The 23,809-nt window shown below is 37.3% G+C and carries 17 protein-coding genes; 5 read left to right on the top strand and 12 right to left on the bottom strand.

The genetic code is table 11. From position 1 onward, the window contains the following. Nucleotides 1-79: 79 nt before the first annotated feature. Nucleotides 80-541 (bottom strand): MaoC family dehydratase, encoded by a 462-nt coding sequence (locus tag DUT68_RS00470; RefSeq protein WP_113634761.1) that lies wholly within the window; start codon nt 539-541, stop codon nt 80-82. Nucleotides 542-560: 19 nt separating this feature from the next. After that, nucleotides 561-1,025: a pyrophosphohydrolase domain-containing protein gene (locus tag DUT68_RS00465; RefSeq protein WP_113634760.1), complete on the bottom strand. Its 465-nt coding sequence runs from the start codon at nt 1,023-1,025 to the stop codon at nt 561-563. Nucleotides 1,026-1,465: 440 nt separating this feature from the next. Between DUT68_RS00465 and DUT68_RS00460 the strand changes: the two genes are divergently transcribed. After that, nucleotides 1,466-3,322: a tetratricopeptide repeat-containing sensor histidine kinase gene (locus DUT68_RS00460; RefSeq protein WP_198659508.1), complete on the top strand. Its 1,857-nt coding sequence runs from the start codon at nt 1,466-1,468 to the stop codon at nt 3,320-3,322. Here the strand turns inward: DUT68_RS00460 and DUT68_RS00455 are convergent. From DUT68_RS00455 to DUT68_RS00445, 3 genes are all read right to left on the bottom strand, one after another. Next, a complete protein-coding gene (locus DUT68_RS00455) occupies nt 3,319-5,103 on the bottom strand; it encodes a chloride channel protein (RefSeq protein ID WP_113634756.1) in 1,785 nt (594 codons plus the stop codon). The genes DUT68_RS00460 and DUT68_RS00455 overlap by 4 nt on opposite strands. 22 nt (nt 5,104-5,125) lie before the next feature. Continuing rightward, on the bottom strand, nt 5,126-5,851 hold the full coding sequence (locus tag DUT68_RS00450; protein WP_113634754.1) for an RluA family pseudouridine synthase: 726 nt from the start codon (nt 5,849-5,851) through the stop codon (nt 5,126-5,128). Between the two features lie 243 nt (nt 5,852-6,094). Continuing rightward, complete coding sequence (locus tag DUT68_RS00445; RefSeq protein ID WP_113635434.1) at nt 6,095-6,976, bottom strand: polyphosphate kinase 2 family protein; 882 nt, start codon at nt 6,974-6,976, stop codon at nt 6,095-6,097. 361 nt (nt 6,977-7,337) lie between these two features. Here DUT68_RS00445 and DUT68_RS00440 point away from each other — a divergent pair, with 361 nt between their 5' ends. Beyond that, nucleotides 7,338-9,794, top strand: a complete 2,457-nt coding sequence (locus DUT68_RS00440; RefSeq protein WP_113634752.1) for a transglycosylase domain-containing protein — start codon at nt 7,338-7,340, stop codon at nt 9,792-9,794. Nucleotides 9,795-9,839: 45 nt separating this feature from the next. After that, nucleotides 9,840-12,965 (top strand): basic secretory protein-like protein, encoded by a 3,126-nt coding sequence (locus DUT68_RS00435; protein ID WP_113634751.1) that lies wholly within the window; start codon nt 9,840-9,842, stop codon nt 12,963-12,965. Nucleotides 12,966-13,386: 421 nt separating this feature from the next. Here DUT68_RS00435 and DUT68_RS00430 read toward each other — a convergent pair whose 3' ends face one another. Beyond that, nucleotides 13,387-13,728 (bottom strand): GIY-YIG nuclease family protein, encoded by a 342-nt coding sequence (locus DUT68_RS00430; RefSeq protein WP_113634749.1) that lies wholly within the window; start codon nt 13,726-13,728, stop codon nt 13,387-13,389. 132 nt (nt 13,729-13,860) lie between these two features. Between DUT68_RS00430 and DUT68_RS00425 the strand changes: the two genes are divergently transcribed. Together DUT68_RS00425 and DUT68_RS00415 are read left to right on the top strand one after the other, a co-directional pair. Beyond that, complete coding sequence (locus DUT68_RS00425) at nt 13,861-14,637, top strand: XRE family transcriptional regulator (protein WP_113634748.1); 777 nt, start codon at nt 13,861-13,863, stop codon at nt 14,635-14,637. Nucleotides 14,638-15,115: 478 nt separating this feature from the next. Further along, nucleotides 15,116-15,538 (top strand): hypothetical protein, encoded by a 423-nt coding sequence (locus DUT68_RS00415; RefSeq protein WP_113634745.1) that lies wholly within the window; start codon nt 15,116-15,118, stop codon nt 15,536-15,538. A gap of 69 nt (nt 15,539-15,607) precedes the next feature. On the opposite strand, the gene DUT68_RS00410 is transcribed toward DUT68_RS00415, so the two are convergent. The 6 genes from DUT68_RS00410 to DUT68_RS00385 all read right to left on the bottom strand — a co-directional run bounded on the left by DUT68_RS00410 (nt 15,608) and on the right by DUT68_RS00385 (nt 23,747). Further along, entirely contained in the window at nt 15,608-16,294 is a 687-nt protein-coding gene (locus DUT68_RS00410) for a GDSL-type esterase/lipase family protein (protein ID WP_113634743.1), read from the bottom strand. A 9-nt stretch (nt 16,295-16,303) separates the two neighbouring features. Next, nucleotides 16,304-17,647 carry a glycerol-3-phosphate transporter gene (gene glpT, locus DUT68_RS00405; protein ID WP_113634742.1) on the bottom strand — a complete coding sequence of 448 codons (1,344 nt, stop codon included), beginning with the start codon at nt 17,645-17,647 and terminating at the stop codon, nt 16,304-16,306. Between the two features lie 60 nt (nt 17,648-17,707). Beyond that, entirely contained in the window at nt 17,708-18,610 is a 903-nt protein-coding gene (locus DUT68_RS00400; RefSeq protein ID WP_113634740.1) for a glycerophosphodiester phosphodiesterase family protein, read from the bottom strand. Between the two features lie 28 nt (nt 18,611-18,638). Continuing rightward, nucleotides 18,639-20,057 (bottom strand): calcineurin-like phosphoesterase C-terminal domain-containing protein, encoded by a 1,419-nt coding sequence (locus tag DUT68_RS00395; protein WP_113634738.1) that lies wholly within the window; start codon nt 20,055-20,057, stop codon nt 18,639-18,641. 13 nt (nt 20,058-20,070) lie between these two features. After that, nucleotides 20,071-22,326 carry a phospholipase D-like domain-containing protein gene (locus DUT68_RS00390; RefSeq protein WP_157960737.1) on the bottom strand — a complete coding sequence of 752 codons (2,256 nt, stop codon included), beginning with the start codon at nt 22,324-22,326 and terminating at the stop codon, nt 20,071-20,073. A 62-nt stretch (nt 22,327-22,388) separates the two neighbouring features. Next, nucleotides 22,389-23,747: a fibronectin type III domain-containing protein gene (locus tag DUT68_RS00385; protein WP_113634735.1), complete on the bottom strand. Its 1,359-nt coding sequence runs from the start codon at nt 23,745-23,747 to the stop codon at nt 22,389-22,391. Nucleotides 23,748-23,809: the final 62 nt, after the last annotated feature.

Here is a 23,809-nt window from a genome sequence, read left to right as displayed (position 1 = left end):
AGTTATTTGGCAAGGTTAAATATAAAAAAAATAGCCGATAGTGTGACATCGGCTATTTCGGGTTATTAATTGAATATTTTTAATTATCGAAATGGTAGAGAAATAATACGTCGCCAGTAAATGCCGGTTTAGCTTCTCCTTCAATTTCTAATACCATTGCAATACAGGCTTTAGTAACGCCTCTTAAATTCACAATGGATTTTAAACTCGCCTTCAATCTTATTTGGCTATCTACCGTTACTGCTTGGGCAAATTTCAATCCATCAATGCCGTAGTTAATTTCCATTTTTAAATTGCTAATTTTTGCAATTTGTTGCCATAAGTAAGGTACCAAAGATAAGGTTAGGTAGCCATGAGCAATTGTTTTTTTAAATGGGCTGTCGGTTGCTGCTTTTTCAGGGTTAGTGTGAATCCATTGGTGATCCAACGTTGCATCAGCAAATTTATTGATTTGTTCCTGTTCAATTTTATACCATGGAGAAATGCCTAGTTCTTTACCCAAGTAAGCGGCAAACTCATCGTGGCTACTAATATTAATCATAAAATATTTGGTTATAATGTTACAATAAGCCTTTTATATCAGCTGGCGAATAATTAATTGACTTAAGAGTTTTATCATCACCCTTGCGATACACTAAAAACAGCCCTTCAATTTCTTTATAATAAGCGTCAACATTATCTTTTTGTTTGTAATAAGCGATAGTTTGTTCGGCCTCTTCAACTGTTTTACAGGCTTTACTCATATTAGAACGATGCACCTCATCAAACAGCGCTTTAAATTTGTTGCCTAAACCAAACTCCAATACTGCTCCTGCCAATACGTATTGCAAATCACAAAGTGCATCAGCAACTTCTACCAAATCATCATTATCTACGGCTTCCTGTAATTCTTTTAGCTCCTCAGCAATAAGATCTATCCTTAATTTACTCCGTTGTTTAGAAGGAATAGCTGCTTCAACAACTATAGGATGTTTAAAAGTTTGATGAAATTCGGCTACTTGGCTTAGCGCTTTTAAATCTTCCATAATTTATAATAAAGATGCGAAGGTTTGATATTTTGTGTTGAATTACAAATTTTATTATCAACAACTCAAAAACCTCAAGTTATTTAAACGCTCATTTTTATTCTACAAACGTATAAAAACTCAACACACAAGCAACATAAGTAACTAACTATCAATAGCAAACAAATAACTTATAAAAACAAAAAAGTTGTATTAAATAAAAAGTTTGATAATTTTGAATAACCAAACAAACTGTACCATTGAAAACACCGCTCAAATCTCTCGGTGAAATATTTGTCAATATTTCATCGGCTACCGCTATGCTACCCATAATCTTAATTTTAGTGGTAACATTAGCAAGTTGTAAAAGCAACAACGAACAGGAAGCACAGACCTTGCATAACAAAGTCGTCCTATTAGATAGCCTTTTTTACAATGTTGACGGCGACATAATTTCAAAAATGCTAGATACATTAAAGAAAGAAATTAAGAAAGATGACATTGAAAATTTAAGTTATTACTACTATTACAGAGGACTAACCACCAAAGATAAAGTAGCACTAATTGGTTATGCAGATACAGCTTTAAGCCTTTTTAGCAAACCTAAAACACAGCAAGAATTTCCGAATGCTTACATTAATGCGCTATTATTAAAAAGCCAAGTATATTTGAGCTTTAACAGAGAAAGTGAAGCGCTAGAATATTACCTCATTATCAAATCTCTTGTTAACGAGAATTTAAATCCTATTGATTATGCTGCTTACACTACTAAAATAGCTGAAATTTACGGCTTGCAACACCGTTATAGGCAAGCGGCAGCATACTATCTCGAGTCATTCAACGTACTTAATCAGTCTAAAAATTGGGGAGCAAATAATATCGTATACTTAAAGCAATCATCATTAAATAGCGCAGGCTACTATTACGAAAAAGCAAATGTTTTAGATAGTGCCCAGTTACTGTACAAACGAGGCTTATCATATTTAGACGAGGAAAAAAGCCACCATAACATCACTCAAACACAGCTAAATCAATCCAAAATTGTGTTTTTAGATAATTTAGGTGGTGTGCTGGCAAAAAAAGGACAGTTTGAAGAAGCATTAGCCAAGTTGGAGGAAGCTGTAGCGATTAATGCATATAGCGAAGAGCGCAGTAAAAGCACCACTTACCTTAAGCTGGCAAATGTTTATACCCATTTTAAAAACTACCCAAAGGCAAATATTGCTTTAAATAAGGCTGATAGCTTAATTACCCAATATTACACTGATGATTATAATTTAAAACCACGCCTTAATAAAGCTAAAAGCGAGTTTTTTTTCGCCCAAAATAAGTTCAAGGAAGGCAGTGAATTTCTTAAAAGGTACATTCAGCAAACAGATAGCTTAAATAATGCAAGTAATGATTTAGCAAAAATGGACCTCAATTCTAAATTTGAGGCTGTAAGGGTGAAGCGAGATCTCAAACTGCTTGCCGAGCTCAATGAGCATAAAACAATGTACCTGATATTTTCGGGAATTTTTATCGTAATGCTCATTCCTATCATCCTGCTAGCACATAAAAATGCTAAACAATCTAAAAAGAACGAACGACAAACGGCAAGATATAGCAGGCAGTTGGAAAAAGCAATGAAAAAATTGGAGGAAAAAAATAAGGACTATGCCAAAATGATGAAGATAATGGCACACGACTTAAAAAATCCAATTAGTGGCATGGTGGTAATTGCCAACTTATTATTAATGGAGGAGAATTTTAATGATGATGAAAAAGAGATGCTACAGCTAATCGTTACCTCTGGCGAAAATTCAGTAGAGATGATTGATCAATTACTAACTTCGGGTTTGGCTGTTGAAAATGAAGTGCTGCACAAAGAAAAAGTAGACATTAGGCAGTTGTTGCGACAATGCACTGAACTACTCAACTACAAAGCAAATGATAAAAATCAGCGGGTATCATTTGTTAGTCACGGCAATGCCGAAATTATGGCCAGTAGGGAAAAAATATGGCGAGTATTCAACAACTTGATTGTAAATTCCATCAAGTTTAGTCCTGAAGGTACCATCATAAAAATAGTGCTCGAAAAATTAGGTAGTGCAGTTAGAATTGCAATTGCCGATCAAGGTATCGGAATTGCTGAAAAAGATAAGGAGAAGATATTTGAAATGTTCACCGAAGCAAAACGACCTGGCACTGCCGGAGAGCAACCCTTTGGTATTGGCCTTTCCATTTCCAAACAAATTATTGAAAATCATAATGGCAAAATATGGCTAAAGGACAATCCAGGTGGTGGAACAATTTTTTATGTAGAACTACCTATTTAGCTCAAATAATCAGCCTGCTGGTTTAACAGGTCGCGATATTTATTAAAGATAGAAGTTTTGGAAACCATTCCAATGTAAGCGCCGTATGGGTCAACAACGGGCAATAGCCAAACATTTTCCTGTTCCATTTGCTTTAAAACAGCCTTTAAATCGGCACTTACCACTATAGGGCTCACATGTTGAATCAAATCTTGCAGTTTTAATTCCTCTTTTTGTCTTTGCAGCATATGCTCAAGCACCATTTCAATATAAATCACCCCTTTTAGCTTACCATCATTAGCTACTACAGGTATCACATTACGTTTAGATTTAAGCACAGCCGATAGACTATCCTGAAATAAATCATCTTCGCTTAAAACCAAGTAATTTCGTTCCACTAAATGCTTCAATTTCATCATGTTAAGCACCGTAGTGTCTTTATCCGAATGATGTGAAAGCTCTCCCCTCTCAGCCAATGCTTTGGTATAAATGGAATATTTACTCACACTCCTATTAATCAGATAAGCTATTGCTGTAGTAATCATTAAAGGCACCATCAACACATATCCACCTGTAATTTCAGCAATTAAAAATATCCCTGTTAAGGGTGCATGCATTAACGAGCCTAAAGCAGCCGCCATTCCGGCCACAATAAAATTAGACGTATTTACCTGTGCCAAGCCAGATACATTAATGCAATAAGCTACAATAAAGCCCAATAAACCACCAATAATTAAGCTTGGCGCAAAAGTACCCCCATTACCCCCAGCCGAGAGTGTAATTAGCGTTGCTACCGATTTAAGCATTACCGTGGCAATAGAAAACCCAATAACCACCAAAGGAATATCGCTAAACTCCGAAAAAATACTATTGTTGATTACCGAATTGTAATCGCCTTTAAGCAAATTGTTGATTGTGATATAACCTTCGCCATATAACGTTGGAAATAGAAAAATCAATAAGCCTAACAATAAACCACCAAGTGCAATTTTATGATAGGGATTTTTGATTTTATAAAACGCACCCTTAATGCCGTTGTTTACCTTTCCAAAATAAATAGAATACAAACCTACCAACACGGCAAGAATCACGTAAAAGCCTAAAGCCTTAATTTGCCAACCTTCTGTAACCAAAAAGAAAAGTTGCTCAGTATAAAATAGCCGTGCCACAACGGCTGCAGTAGCAGTTGATAACAATAATGGAATAAAGGCTGGAATAGTAAATTCGGGCAAAAGAATTTCAATAGCAAATACAATTCCCGCAATTGGACTATTAAACGCACCAGCAATACCCGATGCCGCCCCGCAGGCCAACAACAAAGTAATTTCTCTGTAGTTTAAGCCTAAAAACCTGCCCAAGGTTGATCCAATTGAAGCACCGCTAGTAGCTATAGGTGCTTCCAACCCGGTTGAACCTCCAAAACCAACCGTAATAGCGGCAGTAATAATCTGCGAATAACTGTTATGAGGTTCTACCTTGCTCGATTTTTTGGAAATGGTGTAAAGGAGAGGTGTTAAACCTGTTTCAAATTTGCCTTTTTTTATGAAACGGCGCACATAAATTACCGAAAGCAAAATACCAATGGCGGGAAAAAGCAAATACAAATAGTACTTATATTGCCATTGCAAATCCGTCTGTAAAAAATGCTCAATTTTATGGGTAATACCTTTTAATAAGGAAGCCGCCAAACCCGATAAAACGCCTACAATAATGGCTGCAATGATCAGGAAATTCTTGTTCGAAATTTTACTTTGCCTGTATTGGTTAATTTGGTCAACAAAATTTACGAACTTGATATACATAAGGCTTAATTGTATTTAAAGGTTACTTATCAAACTTTTCAAGCAGTTTAAGCAACGTTGCAAAATCTTTGGGATAGGGTGCTTCAACTAAGATCTCATTTCCATCAACCCCTTTAAACGTAATTTGTTTGGCATGTAGCGCAAAACGTTTCATAATAGGCTGCTCTTCTTCATCCGTTAAGCGGTAGCCACGTTTAATTTTCGACAAAAATACCGGCTTCCCTCTATACATGGTATCGCCACAAATAGCAGCACGTTGCGTGGCCAAATGTATCCTAATTTGGTGCATTCTACCCGTAATTGGCTTGCACTCAACCAAAGTATAGTGTTTAAAGTAGCCTATAGAATTAAAATAGGTTTCAGCTCGTTTACCATCCTGCCTATCAATAGTTACATTTTTGTTGCCTTCGTTTAAAATTGGCAGGTCAACAAACAAATTGTCAAACTGAAACTGCCCATCAACAATAGCATGATAAATCTTACTAACTTTTCTCTTCTCAAATTGGATAGACAAATTCCTGTAGGCCTCCGGATTTTTTGCAATTACAATAGCCCCAGATGTTTCCTTATCCAATCGGTGACAAATTTGAGCGTCCTCAGTGTATTGTCTAGCTAGGCGCAAAATGTTAATTTCTCCAGCACCTGCGGCGCCACGCTCATCCAACGAAGCCACAAAAGGCGGTTTGTTAACTACAATATAATCGTCGTTTTCAAAAAGTATAAGGTCTTTAAAATTGGGATATTTCAAAAGAATCAGGATTTAAAGCTGCAAAAATACGAATACATTTACAAAATAGCGGGCTTAATTCTCAATTGATAAGTCTTTGAAGCGCAATTTTCTGTTTCTCTTGGCAAATCCCGTCCTGCTATCCGCCTTTACTGCCCCTAACCCACAAGCACAACCCTGCACTCGGGGCGGTATCGGCTCCTATCAGGGCTATTTTACTATGCCAGTTCAAATGGCCAAATAAATAAACAAGGTAAAATCTTGCTATTTTTCAGCTAATAGTGCTTGTTTGGTTGCGTCCAACTTGCGCTTTTCATCGTCGCTCAAAACAGGAAACTTTAAGTTCATTTGTTCCAATGTTTCCGCAATAACCTGACTTACAGCCAACCTAGCGTACCATTTTTTATCAGCTGGAATCACATACCAAGGTGCATAATCGGTTGAAGTTTCACTTATTGCATCTTCGTAGGCATTCATATATTTATCCCAAAAAGCTCGTTCTTTTACATCGTTCGATGAAAATTTCCAGTTCTTGGCGGGGTTTTCAATTCTTTTTAAAAATCGTTTCTTCTGTTCATCTTTCGACACATGTAAAAAAAACTTCAATACGGTAATGCCATTTTCCGTCAAATGTCTTTCAAAATTACGGATACTTTCATATCGCCTTTTCCAAAATCCATGATCTATTTTATCCAGATTATCGTAATCAGGTAAACGTTCGTTCAGCACATATTCCGGATGCACTTTACAAACTAGCACACTCTCATAATGTGAGCGGTTGTGTATGCCTATCCTACCTCTTTCGGGCAAAGCCTTGTAATGCCGCCACAAAAAGTCGTGGTCATATTCTTCAGCAGTTGGTGTTTTAAAGCTAAATACTTGGCAACCTTGTGGGTTCAAGCCAGACATTACGTGCTCAATGGTACTATCCTTGCCAGCGGCGTCCATCGCCTGGAAAATAATTAGCAAGGCATTAGAATTTGCAGCATAAAAAACTTCTTGAAATTGATCTAGGTTTTCTTTTACTATAGCCAATTCTACCTTGCCAGTCTGTTTTTCTAAGTGTCCTTTATATGTGGTATCAAAATTTTTTAGCTTGATTTTTTCACCAGCTTTAACGCGGTATTTAGTAGTGTTTGTTTTCATTAAAGATGTATTTGAACTATAAGGGTTTAGCTTCTTTAAAGTTTTAATATCGTAAGCAAAACGCCTACAACAGATGAAAATGAAAACAACCATATCAGCACTTTGTTTCATCCACCAAATTACGAGCTTTATGATGCAGCGTATCTTAAAATTATACAGATAACAACTCACTCACGGCTTAGCACGCCGCCAAAGTAATAATTTGACTTATGAGATTATGCAACCCTTGTAATAAAATACCCAATTGGCTAAAATTTTAACGTTATCTCTAAAATTAAGTAAATTAAATACGTTAATTTGTACTGTTTGTTTTAACACAATTTAACAGACATTTTTTTATCGTTTTTTACATCTTTATACCATGTTTAAAGAAATCAAGAATAAGTACCTGCGGTTTACCCTTATCTTCATATATTTTATTATCATCTTCTTTTGCGCCCTCCAAATCAACTTCTTATGGCTTTTCGGTTACTCACCGTCTTATACTGATATTAAAAAACCATCTCAGCGTGTAGGTTCGGAATTGTATACCGCCGATGGCAAGTTAATTGGGCGATATTTTAAGGAAAACAGAACTCCCGTAAGTTTCAATGATATTTCTAAAAACGTAATTAATGCATTGGTTGCTACCGAAGATGTACGTTTCTACAAACATACAGGTATTGATATTCAAGCAGTTGGAAGGGCTGTAGTTGGAATGGGAAAAGAAGGCGGAGCAAGCACAATTACGCAACAATTGGCAAAAAACCTTTACCGTACACGTTACAATAAGTCGTTTGGTTTAGCCGGCCGAGTACCCGTAGTACGCACCGTGGTAGCCAAATTAAAGGAATGGATGACGGCCCTAAAGTTGGAATCCAACTACTCCAAAAACGATATTATCACCATGTACCTTAACACCGTATCGTTTGGAAACAATACTTACGGCATTAAAACAGCATCTCGAATCTATTTCAACAAAGAAGCTAGTCAATTAAACGTACCGCAAGCGGCACTACTAGTAGGTATGTTAAAGGCTACTACATCATACAACCCTATTAAAAATCCAGAAAAATCGCTAGAGCGACGTAATGTAGTGCTTTCTCAAATGAACAAATACAACTATTTGTCAAAAGCAGATTTGGAAAACTACAAAACCAAACCTATTGGCATTGAGGTTGGAGCTGAAGATGAAGGAAGTGAAAATGACTCCTATTTAAGAACAGCGGTGGATAAATACCTTGAAAAATGGTGCGAGGAAAACAACTACAATTTATATGAAGATGGGCTAAAAATTTACACTACCATCGACTCTAAACTACAAGGCTATGCGGAAGAAGCGGTAAAAGATCAAATGCGCATTCTTCAACGCAGATTTTATAGCGTATGGGGCAACGAAGATCCTTGGGAAGATAGCGAAAGAAAAAAGGTTGATTATCCCGATAGGGCAAAAAAATCATTACCTATTTATGCCTTACTACAAAAAAAGTTTGCTAACCAGCCCGATTCTGTTGAGGCTTATTTCAACAAGAAAAAGAAAATGAAAATCTTCACCTATAAAGGCGATCGAGATACCTTATTTTCAACCATGGACTCCATTCGTTATTACGGGAAAATTTTAAACACCGGTATGATGACTTTAGAGCCCCGCACCGGAAAAATTAAGGTATGGATTGGTGGCATAGACCATAAATTTTTCAAATATGACCATGTAAATCAGTCTAAAAGACAAGCTGGCTCAACCTTTAAACCATTTGCTTACCTAGCTGCTTTGGAAAGTGGCATGAGTCCTTGTGATAAATTTACAGACAAACCGGTTAGAATTGCCTATCAAGATAAAGGTGAAACCAAATATTGGGAGCCTAAAAATGCCGACTGGAGCTATTCTTACCAAGATATGTCACTACGTTGGGCAATGGGCCGCTCTGTAAATACCGTAACCGCACAGGTAACCGAAAAAGTAGGCTGGGATAACGTGGTAAAATGGGCGCATGAATGCGGTATTGATAGCAAATTAGAATCGGTACCTTCTGTTAGTTTAGGCTCAAACGATGTAACTGTTTACGAAATGGTGAAAGCCTACGGCACTTTTTTAAATGAAGGAAATAAGGTAGAGCCAATATTAGTTGAAAAAATCACCGACCAAAACGATAATGTCATAGAAGAATTTGCACCTAAATTTAAGCGTGCTTTAACCGAAGAAATTGCTTGGTTAATGCTTTACATGTTTAGGGGCAGTATAGAAGAACCTCGAGGAACATCGCAAGCGTTATGGGAATGGAATGATTTGTTTAAAAAGAACAATCAAATTGGCGGTAAAACAGGTACTTCTTCAGATTATGTAGATGCCTGGTACATGGGCATCACCAAAGATTTGGTAACGGGAGTTTGGGTAGGCTGTGATGAAAGAACAGCACACTTCAAAAATGGTGAACAGGGTGAAGGCTCTAGAACTGCACTTCCTATTTTCGCTAAGTTTATGGTAAAGGTGTATGATGACCCTAACAGCGGCTACACTTACGGACAGTTTCCTAAACCAAAAACTGAAATTACACGTACCTATAACTGCCCTACCCCACGCCAGCAAGTTGATACTGTTTCAACCGACTCTACGTTAGTTGATTCGCTTGAAATTGGCGATCCTACGATTGAGCCTGAACCAATTAAAGTGGAACAGCCTGCAACAAAAGTAGAGGAGAAAAAACCTACGGAAAACACAACTAAACAGGAACCTGCAGCAGCTGTTCCCTTAACCAAAAAAGAAGAACGAGAACTGAAGAGAAAACAACGTAAAGAGGAACGAGAAAAAGAGAAGGAAAAGAAAAAAAACGATAACTAGTATTTTCAGTAATTTTATAATGACTTGTCCCAATCATCACCAGATATGAATAGAATCCTAAAACAGTCTATCTTAATCGCCATTGTTACTTTAATGAGCTTAGCTACTGCTCAAGCCCAATACTTCGGACAAAATAAGGTTCGTTACAAGAACGAGAAGTTTAAGGTATTGCAAACTCCCCATTTTGAGATTTATTACTATCTAAAAAATGAGAAGTTATTAAAGAAATTTGCTCAAGATGCCGAAACTTGGTACAAAATGCACCAAGAGGTTTTTAGAGATACCTTTTTCAAAAAGAATCCTATCATTCTATACAACAATCATCCTGATTTCCAGCAAACTACGGCATTACAGGGCGAAATTGGCATCGGAACAGGTGGTGTTACAGAAGCCTTTAAAAACAGGGTAATTATGCCAGTTATGGAGCTTGGAAGCCAAACCAGACACGTTTTAGGGCATGAGCTGGTACACGCTTTTCAATACCACTTACTATTAGAAAAAGACTCGATCCCTTTGGAAGCAGTTGGTCAAACCCCACTTTGGATGGTGGAAGGTATGGCAGAATATCTCTCCGTAGGAAAAAAGGACGCCTTTACATCAATGTGGATGAGAGATGCCTTGCTGAATAGAGATATTCCATCATTAAAGGACCTTACCAACTCCAACAAATACTTCCCTTATCGTTACGGGCAGGCATTTTGGACTTTCATTGGCTCTGTTTATGGAGATACCACCATTGTACCTTTATTTAAAGCTACTGCCAGATTTGGTTACGAAAATGGCTTGAGGTATACATTTGGATATGATGACAGGACGATATCTGGTTTGTGGAAAAATGCGATAGAGAAGCATTACCGACCTATGTTAAAAGCAGATAGTTCGCAAATTAAAATCTCAGGTGCTAAAATTATCGACAATAAAAATGCTGGAAACATGAACGTGGCACCGGCAATTAGCCCCGATGGTAAATATCTTGCATTCCTATCTGAAAAAGATTTATTTGGTATTGATTTATTTCTTGCTGATGCTAAAACAGGAAAAATTATCCGTAAGCTGAGCAGCCAAATTTCCAACTCACATATTGATGACTTTAACTTCCTAGAATCCGCTGGTGCTTGGTCGCCAGATGGCAAGCAGTTTGCATTTAGTATATTTAGTAAAGGTCGTAACCAATTGCTCATTATTAATATTGACAATGGAAGCACGGTATTACGCACCGGCATGGAACAGGTTGAGCAGTTTGGTAATTTGACTTGGTCGCCAAATGGTAAAGACATTGCTTTTTCTGGTTTGGTTGAAGGGCAAAGCGATATTTTCTCATACAACCTTGATACCAAAAAAGTTACTCAAATTACAAACGATGAGTATTCAGACTATGCCCCTAGTTATTCTCCGGATGGCAAGAAAATAGTTTTTTCGTCGGATAGGGCTGCTATACAAGCTGGAAATTTCAATGCCGTTAATCCAATCAACTTAACTATTTACGATATTGAAGGCAAATCGTTAACTAATGTTCCAGTTTTTCCTGGAGCTAACAATTTGAACGCTCAATTTTCTGGTGACAGCAAGCGCCTTTTCTTCTTATCAAACAGAGATGGCTTTAGAAATCTGTATGAGTATAATTTAGAGAACAGTAACTTAAAACAACTTACAGATTATTTTACGGGTATAAGTGGTATCACCGAATTTGCCCCTGCTATTACTGTTTCAAGAAATGATGATATCGTTTACAGTTACTATCGCTACCAGCGTTACACACTTTATAACTCCGCTTACAGCAATTTTAGGGCTAAAGAAGTAGAAGCAAATGACGTTAACTTTAACGCTGCCGTTTTACCACCTAAAGAAACATTAGGTGTGAATATCATTAATTCTAACCTCACTAATTTCAGCAGGTTTGAACGTACGCCTGCTGATTCGCTAAAAAATGTACCTTACCGACCAAAATTCCGTTTGGATTACCTTGCTAACAGCGGTGGCGTAGGTGTAAGTACCAGCCGTTTTGGCACAGGTTTACAAGGCGGCGTTATGGGCATGTTCAGCGATATTGTTGGGCAGAACCAAATTGTTGCGAACCTTGCAATTAATGGAGAAATCCAAGATTTTGGCGGTATGGCAGCCTACATCAACCAAGCAAGCCGTATCAACTGGGGAGGTTCGGTTTCACACATACCATACATCACAGGTTTTTTAACTAGGGACGTTGTAAATCAAAACGGATCAGATTATTTAGTAGATCGCACCAATATTTTAAGGACTTTTGAAGACCAAGTACAGGCATTTGCGGCCTATCCTTTTAATAAAGTTCACCGATTTGAACTTGGAGGCGCAGTTTCAAGATACAGTTACCGAGTAGACCGTTTCAATAACTACTATTTATTGAGCGGCAATACCGTAGTGGGTTACGCAGGTTCAGATCGAGAAAAAGTGAGCGCAGAAGAAATAGAAAGCTCTTTAGGTACGCAATTAAGACCTTTCAGTATTTTCCAAACCAACGCGTATTTTGTTGGAGATAATTCCATATTTGGAGTTACTGCACCTTTGGATGGTTTTAGGTATCGTATTGGTGCCGAAAAGTATTTCGGTGATTTCAATTTTTCAGCCGTTACTGCTGATTTAAGAAAATACTTCCGCTTTAAGCCAGTTACATTAGCTTTACGTGGTTACAGCTACATGCGTTTAGGTAGAGATGGAGAAAATCTTTATCCGCTTTACGCAGGCTACAATTACTTGATTAGAGGTTACGAGCCTAATTCGTTTTATAACAACCAAACCGTAAATAGCGGCAGCTTTGACATTAACCAGCTTTCGGGAAGCAAATTGGCTATTTTTAATTTCGAATTGAGATTGCCTTTTACTGGCCCTAAAAAGTTGGCTCAAATTCCATCTAATTTCTTGTTTACAGATTTAAACTTGTTTTTTGATGCTGGCGTAGCATGGACTGAAGATACTGAAGTTAAGTTCAAAAGTGCACCGTCAACCACTAGAGTTGGCTACTATCCAAATGGAGAGCCTTATTTAATTGAACGTGTACCAGCTTTAAGTGCGGGTGTTTCGGTGAGGGTGAATTTATTTGGAGCAATGATTTTGGAACCTTACTATGCTTTTCCATTTACTAGAAAAGATGTTAAAGGTGGTGTATTCGGATTAACTTTTGCTCCGGGTTGGTAGGATTAATTCGAAAGCAAGAAGTTGAAGTAAAAACCAGCGATAATCAATAATAATTTACGTTATTAAAGAAAAAAGGAAATGATGTATCTATATGCTTTTTGTCATATAGATACATAAAGACTTATAACTATTAGGAAAGTGATACTACTGCCCTTGTCGTTATTAAACGGAAACCGAAATGACGAAGTACCATTGACGCAAATAATCTGTGCATCTGTGGCTCCTCCTGTATATTTTAAAAATCAACCAATACACGGAGCCTGTTAAATATCCCAATTCCTATTTGAAAGTAGAACTGCGGAACAACCAACAAGTCAAATGCAAAGCTTTAGTATCCCGAAATAAATTCGAGATAACAAAGTATAACCACGTTGATGCAAAAATAATCTGTGCATTTGTGGCTAAAAACAGTTGCCAGACCTTAAACTGCCAATGGCAATAACGATTGGTTGTTCACTTTTTGCATGTACATATTTTCGTAATCTAGACCTGCAGTCAAATCAATCCAATCTGGGTTACACGAGCGCACTAGGCGTTCCTTTTGCGCTCTCGTAAATCTACTCACTGTTTTAAACCTAGATAAAGCCTGAGCTTCAGTTCTAAATTCCTCAAAATAAACCAAACGTGTTAGCTGCTGCGCACTATCAAAAAATAGGTTTGGCATCTTTTTATAGAAATCCAAGGTCTTAATCAAATCAGCACTCATGCCAACATGCAAAGTTGTACGATTCCTGTCTGTTACGATATAAACTATTTTTCTCATAGCTACACATTTAATGGTTAAAAACTAATTATATTAGATATTATTTGGCGATTCAAATTATAATTACTAATTTTATTGGCACAATAATACTAACAATTTTAGTAAAAACAAATTTATTTTAAATTATTTTGTATGTCTAATATCTCTAGCAATCTAAAATACCTTCGCAAGAAAAAAGGTTTAACGCAACAGCAGTTCGCTGATAACATGGAAATTAAGCGTTCTTTAATTGGCGCATATGAAGAAGACAGAGCAGAACCGAAATACGATTTACTAAAAAAAATAGCAGAATACTTTGAATTAACTATTGATGAGTTCATCAATGAAAAAATTAATGACAACTGGAAACCAAAACCAAAAAGTCAAGGTTCTAACTTGAGGGTATTGAGCATATCGGTAGATAAAGACGACAATGAAAACATCGAATTGGTTCCAGTAAAGGCAAGCGCAGGTTACCTTAATGGTTTTTCAGATCCACAGTATATACAAGACCTGCCTAAATTTCAACTACCTATTCCCTCTCTAAAACAAGGCACTTATAGGGCCTTCGAAATTAAAGGAGATTCGATGTTGCCTATACAACCTGGAAGTATCATTATTGGAGAGTATTTGGACAACTGGAATGATGTTAAGGTTGGAGATACTTATGTAATTATCAGTAAAAATGAAGGTGTAGTTTACAAGAGAGCAGGCAATAAGTTTAAGGAGGACAGGGAATTGAAACTTGTCTCTGACAACAAAATCTACGATGCTTATTCCGTTCCTGCAGATGATATTCTAGAAATCTGGAAAGCGAAGGCTTACCTATCAACATCGCTTCCTGAACCTACGCCAGAACCAACCATTGAGACTTTGTCGAACATGATGGCGCAGATGCAGAAATCTATTTCGCAGCTAAATAAAAATTAGTGGCTTTTAAAAGTATTTATACTCAACTAAGCCTAGCGAAGTTTCGAAAACTTCGCTAGGCGTAAGTTTAGATCCAATTCTAAAATTCCGCCAATAGACAAAAGCTCTTTGCAGAAATACTTAATGATGAGTTTTTTTGGGTTGCTTAGAAGGAAAAGTCTAAATAAATCACCTAACAACATTTCATTTATAACTATTGCTATAGCAGCCATGAGAAACAGATTTACGATGTTTTAAAAACTTCGTAAATCTTAATTTAAAAACTGTGCTATAAGTAAAATAAGAGCGTTGCAACTGCATATTAGGTTCTATTTAAAAGCACTTCTAATGATGTTGTCGATGTTCTAAAGTCCAAATCCTGCTTTGTTAACATTTTTTAACATGCTGCTTTTTAAACCTCTTCCCTGCTTTTAAATCTTATCATCAACAATGAAACCTTTACGAGAGCGTGTCTTTCGTTCAATTAAAAATTTAAAAGATGAGAAAATTATTGTTCACTTTAGCTTTTGCTGTATTAGGAATTACAGCTAGCTACGCACAGAAAAACGACAGAGTAAAACTTAGTCCAGACGAAAAAGCTGAAAAATTAGCTACAGCGATGCAAACCAAGTTAAGTTTAAATGATGATCAAAAATCGAAAATCAAACAAATTGAACTTGATAGAATTAAACAACAGGATGAATTGCGCAAAAGCGACGTGGAAAAGATGAAGGGAAAAATAGAGGAAAGAAAAGCGGCCATGAAAGCGCATGACGAAAAAATCAACGCTGTTTTGACCCCTGAGCAACAAAAAACATATGCTGCATCCAAAGAAGAAATGAAAGGTAAGCTTAAAGAAAGAATGAGAGATCGTAAGGGCAGAGCTAATAAAGCTCCTAAAGCGGAAGAAAACAACAACTAGTATATTTTCTATTTAGGTTTATAACTAAAAAATCCCACAAATTGTGGGATTTTTTAGTTTACAATAGGGCTACTTCAAGTAACCGCCTTTAATCAAAACATCTTTCCAAACTTCGTAACCAGCAGGTATCAAATGCAGACCATCTTTAGTAAGCTCGGCTTTTAGCTTTTTATCCGCGTCTAAAAAATGGGGATACAAATCAATTACAGTTACATTTTTAGCAGTAAACTTCCTAATCTCATCATTCAAGTAAAGAATATGCTCATCTTTACCATAGTGATTTTTAAATTTCTCGAATGATGCGTTTACTGGAAGCAAAGTGTAAAAGTAAATTTGGGTTTTCTTAGATCCCTCTCTAATACGTTTGATGATTGTTTTATAGTTTCTTAAAATCAAACTATCTGGAATATTCCTAGAAACATCATTAATACCAATTAAAACAAAAACTTTGGCCGGCTTGCGGTCAATAACTTCTTGCAATCGTTCCAACACACCAAAAGTAATATCACCAGAAATACCACGATTTTTTGCTTGTGGTAAATTAAGCAGTTTAGACCAATCGGTTCCAGCAGTGATACTGTTTCCTAAAAAAATATAATCGTTTTTGCTTTTTGGATCAGCATTAAATTTTTCTACTAATTCCTTATACTTCGCTGGGCGATAAGTGGTATCATAAGGCTTTGTTTGAGCGTAAACTCCTAGGCTTAACGTGATGAAGCCTAGGCAAAGAATTAAATTTTTGATCGTTACTTTCATCGTTTCTAATTATCTGTTTGCTAAATTTCGTTTCTCTCTATTCCAGGTAAAAGCAGTAAAAATAATAGCCAATACACAAGCTAACAATAGCACAATGAACGAGGCATCCCAACCAAAATTGGTGATGAGTTTACCAATACCTACGTTTGCAAAAAGCGCTGTACCTAAGAAGTAACCAAATAAGCCTGTGAAACCAGCAGAAGTTCCAGCAGCTTTTTTAGGCGCCAAATCCAATGCTTGTACACCAATTAACATTACTGGCCCATAAATTAAAAAACCGATAGCGATTAAAGCGCCGTTGATTAACAAGTGACTGTCGTTTGGTGCTTTCCAGTATAACAGCAGTGCTACACCAATGATCAGCATGAATAAAATGGTTGCTGGGGCTCTGCGGCCTTTGAAAACTTTATCACTTAACCAACCACATAACAGCGTTCCTGGAATACCGGCCAACTCAAAATAAGAAACGCCAAAACTAGCTTCAGATTCAGAGAAGCCCCTTACGTTTTTCAGGTAAGTAGGCGCCCAATCGCCAACACCGTACCGAACCAAGTACACAAAAGCATTAGCAATAGCAATGTACCACAGCATTTTGTTATTGAGCACATACTTCACAAAAATTTCCTTAGCAGATAATTCCTTTTCATGCTCCTTGGTGTAGTTAGCAGGGTAATCATTTTTGTATTCTTCGATAGATGGCAAGCCAACTGATTGTGGCGTATCTCTAATAAAGATAAACGCTACAACTGCAATTAAAAGCGAAGCTACACCCGGCAAAAACAACTTGCTTTGCCATGTACCAAATAAGAACACGGCCAATAAAGTAATTTGAGGCGCCAAAGCTCCACCAACATTATGCGCTAAATTCCAAATAGACATCCATCTGCCTCGTTCTTTAATTGAAAACCAGTGTACCATTACCCGTCCCGAAGGTGGCCAACCCATACCTTGGAACCATCCGTTTAAGAATAGCAGGATAAACATTACCGCAATTGACGATGTAGCAATTGGCAAGGTTCCCATAGCAATCATGGTAAGTGCAGAAAGCACCAAACCCGCTACCATAAAATACCTAGCATTGCTCCTATCGGACAAATTACCCATTAAAAACTTACTTAAACCGTAAGCAATAGACACACCCGAAAGTGCCAAACCCAAATCCGACTCATCGAAACCCTGCTCCTTTAAATTAGGCATGGCTAGGGAAAAGTTTTTACGTACGAAGTAATATCCGGCGTAGCCCAAAAAAATCCCTAAAAAAACCTGCAAGCGCATTTTCTTGTACACAGGATCAATTTTATCCTTTTCTATTAGCGGTTGATGCGCTGGCGGTTGAAATAATTTAAAACTCATTATTTTGGTTAGTTGACAGCTCCATTTTTTCTTGAAGGAGCTGGTATAATTAAAGTTAGTTTACAGTAAGTTAGTATAATCGGTGATCAAACCATCAACGCCTAAAGATTTTAAACGGCTAATTTCCTCAGGCGTGTTGGCAGTCCAAGGTATAACTTTGACCCCATCGGCATGGGCCTTTTTTATCAAATCGGCATCTACCATATTGTATGCTGGACTTAAAATAAAAGGCTTGAAACCTAAATCAGCCATATTTTCTTCATAAGATTTTTTATTGCTCACCAAAAATGAAGTTCTGATATGCGGATATTCCTTATGCAAAATTTGTATAGTGCGTTTATCAAACGATTGGACTACCACGTAATTTTCAATTTTTTTAGCCTGAATTACTTCCATGAGTAGTTTTACAAAAACATCAGGTGTTGGATTGGTTACGCCATCGCCTTTTGCACTACATTTGGTTTCGATGTTATAAAAATATTGCTTTTTGCCCTTTGTTTTAATTTCAGCTTGAACACTATCAATCAAATCGGCCAGTAACGGAAGATAAGTTTTTACTTTTCGTTGCTGAGGAAACTCTTTATGTGGCTTAGTGCCAATATCAAACCTGCGCAACTCATCGTAATTCATTTTAAAAACATTGTACTTTTTAGCATCCGAAGCAGGTATTTCTTTTCCATCAGGCGTTAACATAAAACCTGGGCTCAGGTAATCATCGTGAGTAACTACCACTTTGCCATCTTTGGTGATGTGAGTATCCATTTCCAATGTAGTAACCGCTGGATAGCTCATGGCATCTTTCATTGCCAATATGGTGTTTTCAGGCACTAAGCCCCTTCCTCCCCTGTGTGCTTCGGCGCTGAAACTTGGAAATTTAACTTCATTCATTTTTACAGCTTTATTAACCGAACAGGCATTTAACCCTATAATCAATATCCCTAACGGATAGAAAAGTCTTTTCATTTTATGATTTATTAAATATTTATAATATCTAGGAATTCACTTTCTTTTCGGCTGTAAATTTCTCACCGAAGCGATCTGTTGCTACTACCTTTACCACCTTAACCGAAGAGCTGCAATGAGCCATAAACAAATGCTCTGTTCTGGTTGGTTCGGCAAAAGTTCTACCTTGCGGTAATTTATCACCTTTGTAAAGTCTTACCGATTCCGGATCGTAACCCTTCATCATCTCCAGGGCTATTGGCTGTCCATCTAAAAAGCATTCCACCTTCCACTCAGGGTCGTAGTTCCAAACATTAGCAATGATACGGTTATTACCGGTTAAAGGTTCAATATCTATGGTTAACTGATATTTCCTATCCATATCAGTTCCTTTGTAGTACCACTTTAGCTGATTGCCCGTAACTTCGTAAACACCATAACCACGAGGCGTACCATCGCTACAAATAGGGCCAGTCCACCAAGCACCACAAACGGCACCATGATTATGCTCAAAAACCCCTTCTTTAATCACATTAACGTTATAATGCGTGTGACCAGACATCACGTGAACATTTTTAAAACCTTTTAACAAAGCATAAAATGCACTATTATTTTTAACACCATTGTGGATAGGGATATGTGCATTGATAATAACTAGCGCATCTTTTGAAATGTGCTGAAGATCCTTTTCCATCCAAGCTAGTTGTTCTTCAGTAATGTAGCCATCGTATTTCCTGTCCTCACCTAAATACCTCACGTCGTCCAATACAATATAGTGTGCTTTTCCTCTGTTGAAAGAGTAATAAGTTGGCCCATAATATTTCTTGAATGTTCTGTCAGAAGTTTCATCTCCGCCTTGGCGATAATCCATATCATGGTTACCTAAGCATTGGAAAAACGGGATTCCCATTTGCTCAACCGCTTTATTATAATCATCAAACAAAGGCAAAGCATCCCAAACTAAATCACCCACACCAATACCATGCACTAGCGCCTTACTACCCAACTCCTTTAACAAACGCTTAACGTCAGGTACAGAAGTTTCCATCATTTGGGCAACATCTTTTTTGTTTTTTACTTGAGGATCTGCCCATATGATAAAATGATGCTTATTATCGTCTTGCTTTAATTTTTTGAGTGTAAAATTCAATTCGTTTCTTGCACCTAAGGTTTCATATTGGCGGTTGATACTTCCCACATCAGTCTTAAAATCATAACCTGAAGGAGTGCTTAAAAAAACAAACTCCGATTTTTCGCCTAAGGTAATAGCGTAACGGCCATTGGCATCGGTTTTTACTACAGCAAAACCATCAGACACAACAGCGTTTGCAATTGGATTTTTACCATCAGTTACCTGTCCGGTGATAACGTTACCGTGTTTAAGTTGGTTAAAGGCGTTAGATTTTAGACTAACCACCATACCCGTGGCTAACAGTCCAAATCGTTCAAGAAAAATTCTACGGTTCATGAGTTTTAACGTACTAGTTTTTTACGAATTTATTAACGATGATATCGGCTTGAGTTGTTAATTTAATGAGATATACTCCCGCTGTAATATTTGCTGGGATAGAGAAAGAATTTACACCAGTATGCAACTGTACATTAGCTGTAGTTAACCTACTGCCATTGATGTTGTAAAGTGCTAATTGACCGCTAGCTTGCTGATCAAAGTTTACCTTAACTTCAACCGTATTAGCTAAAGCAAAGGTAGTGATGGTATTTTTTGCAACCAATCCAACTTTTGCTGTAATTGGCCCATAAACTTGCTGATTGCCATCTAAATCAGTTTGTATTAACTTATAATAATTTGCTCCGTTTAACGGATTTAAATCATCGAATTGATAAGTTGTAAGGGTTGATTTTGTGTCTTGACCTGATGTCAAATAAACTTGGTTATAATTTTTAGCTGCTTCAGCCGACCTTAACAATGTAAAGCTAGCATTATGTTTTTCAGAAAGGGTTTGCCATTCTACTTTCACCTTATTGTTTTGGGCTTTAGCAGTGAATGTGTTAAGCTGAACAGGAAGCACATTGTAGCTAACGCCGCTTACATCAAGCGTAGCCTCGGTGCTAGTAGCTGAGCGGCCGAACGCGAAAGAGCCGCCGGAAGTGGTTGCCCCCCAACCGTACAGTCGGAAGTAAACTTTTGTACCACCAGCAAGTGCCTGCAAAGCAGCAATGCTACGCAAATCTACCGTTGGTCTAAAAATTCCAGCATCGTCGCTATCAGTAAAAGTTGTTGCAGAGGAAGGTACGTCTGTATAATTATTGCCATCTAAGCTGTAAGCCCAAATGAAATTGTTATTTCCGTTGCCACTTCTCCTTATGCGGGCATCGATAGCGTATAAAGACAATACATTATCACCAGTTAAATTTACGTTTAGTGCAAATTGGAAAAACTCATTATTAGTTTTGGCTTTTGTTAATGATGACGTAGAAAAAGATGTAACGGCAGAACTAAAACCATTCCCTAGCGTATTACTGGTATTATAGCCACTACCTCTGGTAACTGGATCTGCGGTAATGCCACTTGCAGTAGCCGCAGCAGCAACACTTGCTTCATTTCCAACCAACCCCCTGAAATTCCAACGTGCTACAGAAACTGGTGGATCAATGTACTTGATGTTATCAAAGTAAGTAGCATAAGCGTTAAATAAAGGCGAATTGGTTAGCACCATTAAAATTTCATTATTGTAGCGTAAAGCATTTGTAGTGAAATTATGAGAACCCGTTACTACCATTTGCGTATTGGCAACTCCATTTATTGTTCCCTCAATTACCATAAATTTAGCATGTATGTTAACTGTCGGATCATCATCATTCACTAAGTTGTACATTTTTAAATAGCCACCAGTATTGTTGAGCTTCGCCAGCTCTGTTTGAATTTCTGGATCTATTTTATTTTTAACTACTACTTCTACTCTAGCACCGGCGGCACTCAATTGGGTTAATTTCTGAGCAACGTTTAATCTGCTCACCACCCAGTCGGACATGCCCACTCTTATTTTTGCTGTAGAGACATTGCTGATGCTATTCAAAATATCAATGATGTTATCTGGCTGACTTGTTCCTCGCCTTGGTAAGAAACAGGCTTTAATTCCAGCGGCAGCATCCGTATATTCGGTATAAGTATAACCCGCCATTCCGCTTGGTGTACGTGTTTTTATCTCGTTAAAATATTTCCAAAAAGAATTGTACAGGCCAACATGGTTAAAAATGATGGCATCTTGAAGTTTTTTTGAATCGGAGCTGGTAAAGTTGTGAGAACTTTGTACCAGAATTTTAGATTGTAAACCACTTGTAGTATTTACCCTTGAAAAAAGTACAAATTTAGTGTGGTTGATTGAGCTGGTACTGGCATCGCTATTAAATGAAACGACTTCAGCATTTGATGACAATGTAGAGAGCTTAGTAAAAGTACTTGCATTTACATCCTGACTATCAGTTCTGCTATTATCAATAATTAAACGCAAAATTACACCTCTTGTATCCGCATTTTTAATTGCAGTGATTAAGGGGTCGTAATTAAACATATATATCGACATCGAAATGGTATCATTAGCGGGTGTATTATCAACCAATTCAATAATCTTATTTAAAATAATAGGTGATGAACTACCTTTGGCTACCGCCCCTGGAGCAGTAAAAAGTACCTGCGGTAAACTTTGTAAATTGGCCTGACTGAATGCAGTTAAGCTGGTAAATACAAGTAATAAACTATATAAAAATCTTCTCATTACATTTTTAAACAAACAAGGGAGATGTGTGATCTCCCTTGCAAACGGATAAATGTTACCTTTTAAAACTTAACAGAAATGCTTTCTGTTCCTTGTGTTACTTTTAATATGTGCAACGAGTTTCCAAGCGACACAGCCAAATCAACTTGGTTGTTACCAGCAGTTACATTTTGCTCCACACTTGAAACCTTAGCACCAGAAACTGTATATACTGCAAATGTTGCCTTACCACTACTTAAAGCATTATAGTTTGCTTTAATTGATGATTTGTTTGCTGAAATGGCTACTGTTAAGTTGTTGGTACCTAAACCTGCCTTCGCCGAAACCACTTTAGATAAAGCGGAAGTGCCATCAAAATCAACTTGTTTAAGCTGGTAGTAATTTACGCCTGCAATTGGATTTGCATCGGTATAACTATAATTTTTAATGCTTGATGAATTGTTTGCTCCTGCCACTTGGTCAATCTTGCTAAATGCTTTCCCATCTGCTGAACGTGTAATTTCAAAATGAGAGTTATTTTGCTCCGATGCTGTTGACCATGCTAAATTAATTGAACCTTGTTTATTGGCTTTAGCGGTGAAGTTAGTTAAGGAAACAGGAAGAGTGGTGATGCCAACACCAGTTTCGATATCCGAGATTGTTGAAGCATTAGTAAGTGTAACAAGCGTAGCAACACGTGGTGAATTCCAAGTGCCAGTGGTGGAATTAAAATCGCCTCCAAACTTTATAAACTTGCCTAAATCTGCAGCGGCGCTAAGCGCTATTGTATTTACATTAGTTCCCTTATTAAAAAACTCCCCCGAAGAAACAGCAAAGAAATCATTGTTGGTAATTCTGTAACCTTTCTCTGGAGGTCCGGCTGAATAATGATTCGTACCAACGCTACCAAAAAAGATAACATCTAAAGGAATGCTACTTTCCAATACATTAGTACCAGAAAAAACTGCTATACCATTAGCCCTAGTTGAGTTTCCTAAAAGAGCAGTCTTCACCACCCCATTTGAATTATCACCAGCTACTTTTGCATAGTCAAAACTCCTAATCCATTTTGATGAGCTGATATCCGTTGAGGTAGATCCCCAAATTTTCTGCCCATCACCACCAACATAAAAAAATTCACCTTTGCTTACCGTACCCGACGTTAAACTAAACTGAAATGTTAGCCCTTGACTGCCAGAAGCCCAACCTAAATCTGGAAGTGGTGTGGTAGTGGTTTCATATAAAAATACAACTGAGTATGGAGTTACCGAAAAATCAATGTTTTGGGTAGCTTTAAACTGAGCATATTCGTATGCCTTTATTCCAACTGATGCGCTAGCATCTGTACCGGATGGATCGGCCATAATACCAGTAATAATGATTTGTGCTTTAGCTGACAACAGCATTGCGGCTAAAGAAAAAGTAAGTAAAAGTTTTTTCATATATTTTAATTTTTGGTTTGTTTAATGATTTAGTAACTTAAAACAATAGCCAACGAGTATTT

The sequence above is a fragment of the Pedobacter zeaxanthinifaciens genome (assembly GCF_003313335.1).
In the GTDB taxonomy this organism is placed as follows: Bacteria; Bacteroidota; Bacteroidia; order Sphingobacteriales; family Sphingobacteriaceae; genus Pedobacter; species Pedobacter zeaxanthinifaciens.
This window is presented reverse-complemented; position numbering and strand designations above follow the sequence as displayed.

Excerpts from the sequence above, each read along its gene's own strand:
- DUT68_RS00470 (WP_113634761.1), bottom strand. The coding sequence starts at position 541 with ATGATTAATATTAGTAGCCACGATGAGTTTGCCGCTTACTTGGGTAAA.
- DUT68_RS00465 (WP_113634760.1), bottom strand. The coding sequence starts at position 1,025 with ATGGAAGATTTAAAAGCGCTAAGCCAAGTAGCCGAATTTCATCAAACT.
- DUT68_RS00460 (WP_198659508.1), top strand. The coding sequence starts at position 1,466 with ATGCTAGATACATTAAAGAAAGAAATTAAGAAAGATGACATTGAAAAT.
- DUT68_RS00455 (WP_113634756.1), bottom strand. The coding sequence starts at position 5,103 with ATGTATATCAAGTTCGTAAATTTTGTTGACCAAATTAACCAATACAGG.
- DUT68_RS00445 (WP_113635434.1), bottom strand. The coding sequence starts at position 6,976 with ATGAAAACAAACACTACTAAATACCGCGTTAAAGCTGGTGAAAAAATC.
- DUT68_RS00440 (WP_113634752.1), top strand. The coding sequence starts at position 7,338 with ATGTTTAAAGAAATCAAGAATAAGTACCTGCGGTTTACCCTTATCTTC.
- DUT68_RS00435 (WP_113634751.1), top strand. The coding sequence starts at position 9,840 with ATGAATAGAATCCTAAAACAGTCTATCTTAATCGCCATTGTTACTTTA.
- DUT68_RS00430 (WP_113634749.1), bottom strand. The coding sequence starts at position 13,728 with ATGAGAAAAATAGTTTATATCGTAACAGACAGGAATCGTACAACTTTG.
- DUT68_RS00425 (WP_113634748.1), top strand. The coding sequence starts at position 13,861 with ATGTCTAATATCTCTAGCAATCTAAAATACCTTCGCAAGAAAAAAGGT.
- DUT68_RS00415 (WP_113634745.1), top strand. The coding sequence starts at position 15,116 with ATGAGAAAATTATTGTTCACTTTAGCTTTTGCTGTATTAGGAATTACA.
- DUT68_RS00410 (WP_113634743.1), bottom strand. The coding sequence starts at position 16,294 with ATGAAAGTAACGATCAAAAATTTAATTCTTTGCCTAGGCTTCATCACG.
- glpT (WP_113634742.1), bottom strand. The coding sequence starts at position 17,647 with ATGAGTTTTAAATTATTTCAACCGCCAGCGCATCAACCGCTAATAGAA.
- DUT68_RS00400 (WP_113634740.1), bottom strand. The coding sequence starts at position 18,610 with ATGAAAAGACTTTTCTATCCGTTAGGGATATTGATTATAGGGTTAAAT.
- DUT68_RS00395 (WP_113634738.1), bottom strand. The coding sequence starts at position 20,057 with ATGAACCGTAGAATTTTTCTTGAACGATTTGGACTGTTAGCCACGGGT.
- DUT68_RS00390 (WP_157960737.1), bottom strand. The coding sequence starts at position 22,326 with ATGAGAAGATTTTTATATAGTTTATTACTTGTATTTACCAGCTTAACT.
- DUT68_RS00385 (WP_113634735.1), bottom strand. The coding sequence starts at position 23,747 with ATGAAAAAACTTTTACTTACTTTTTCTTTAGCCGCAATGCTGTTGTCA.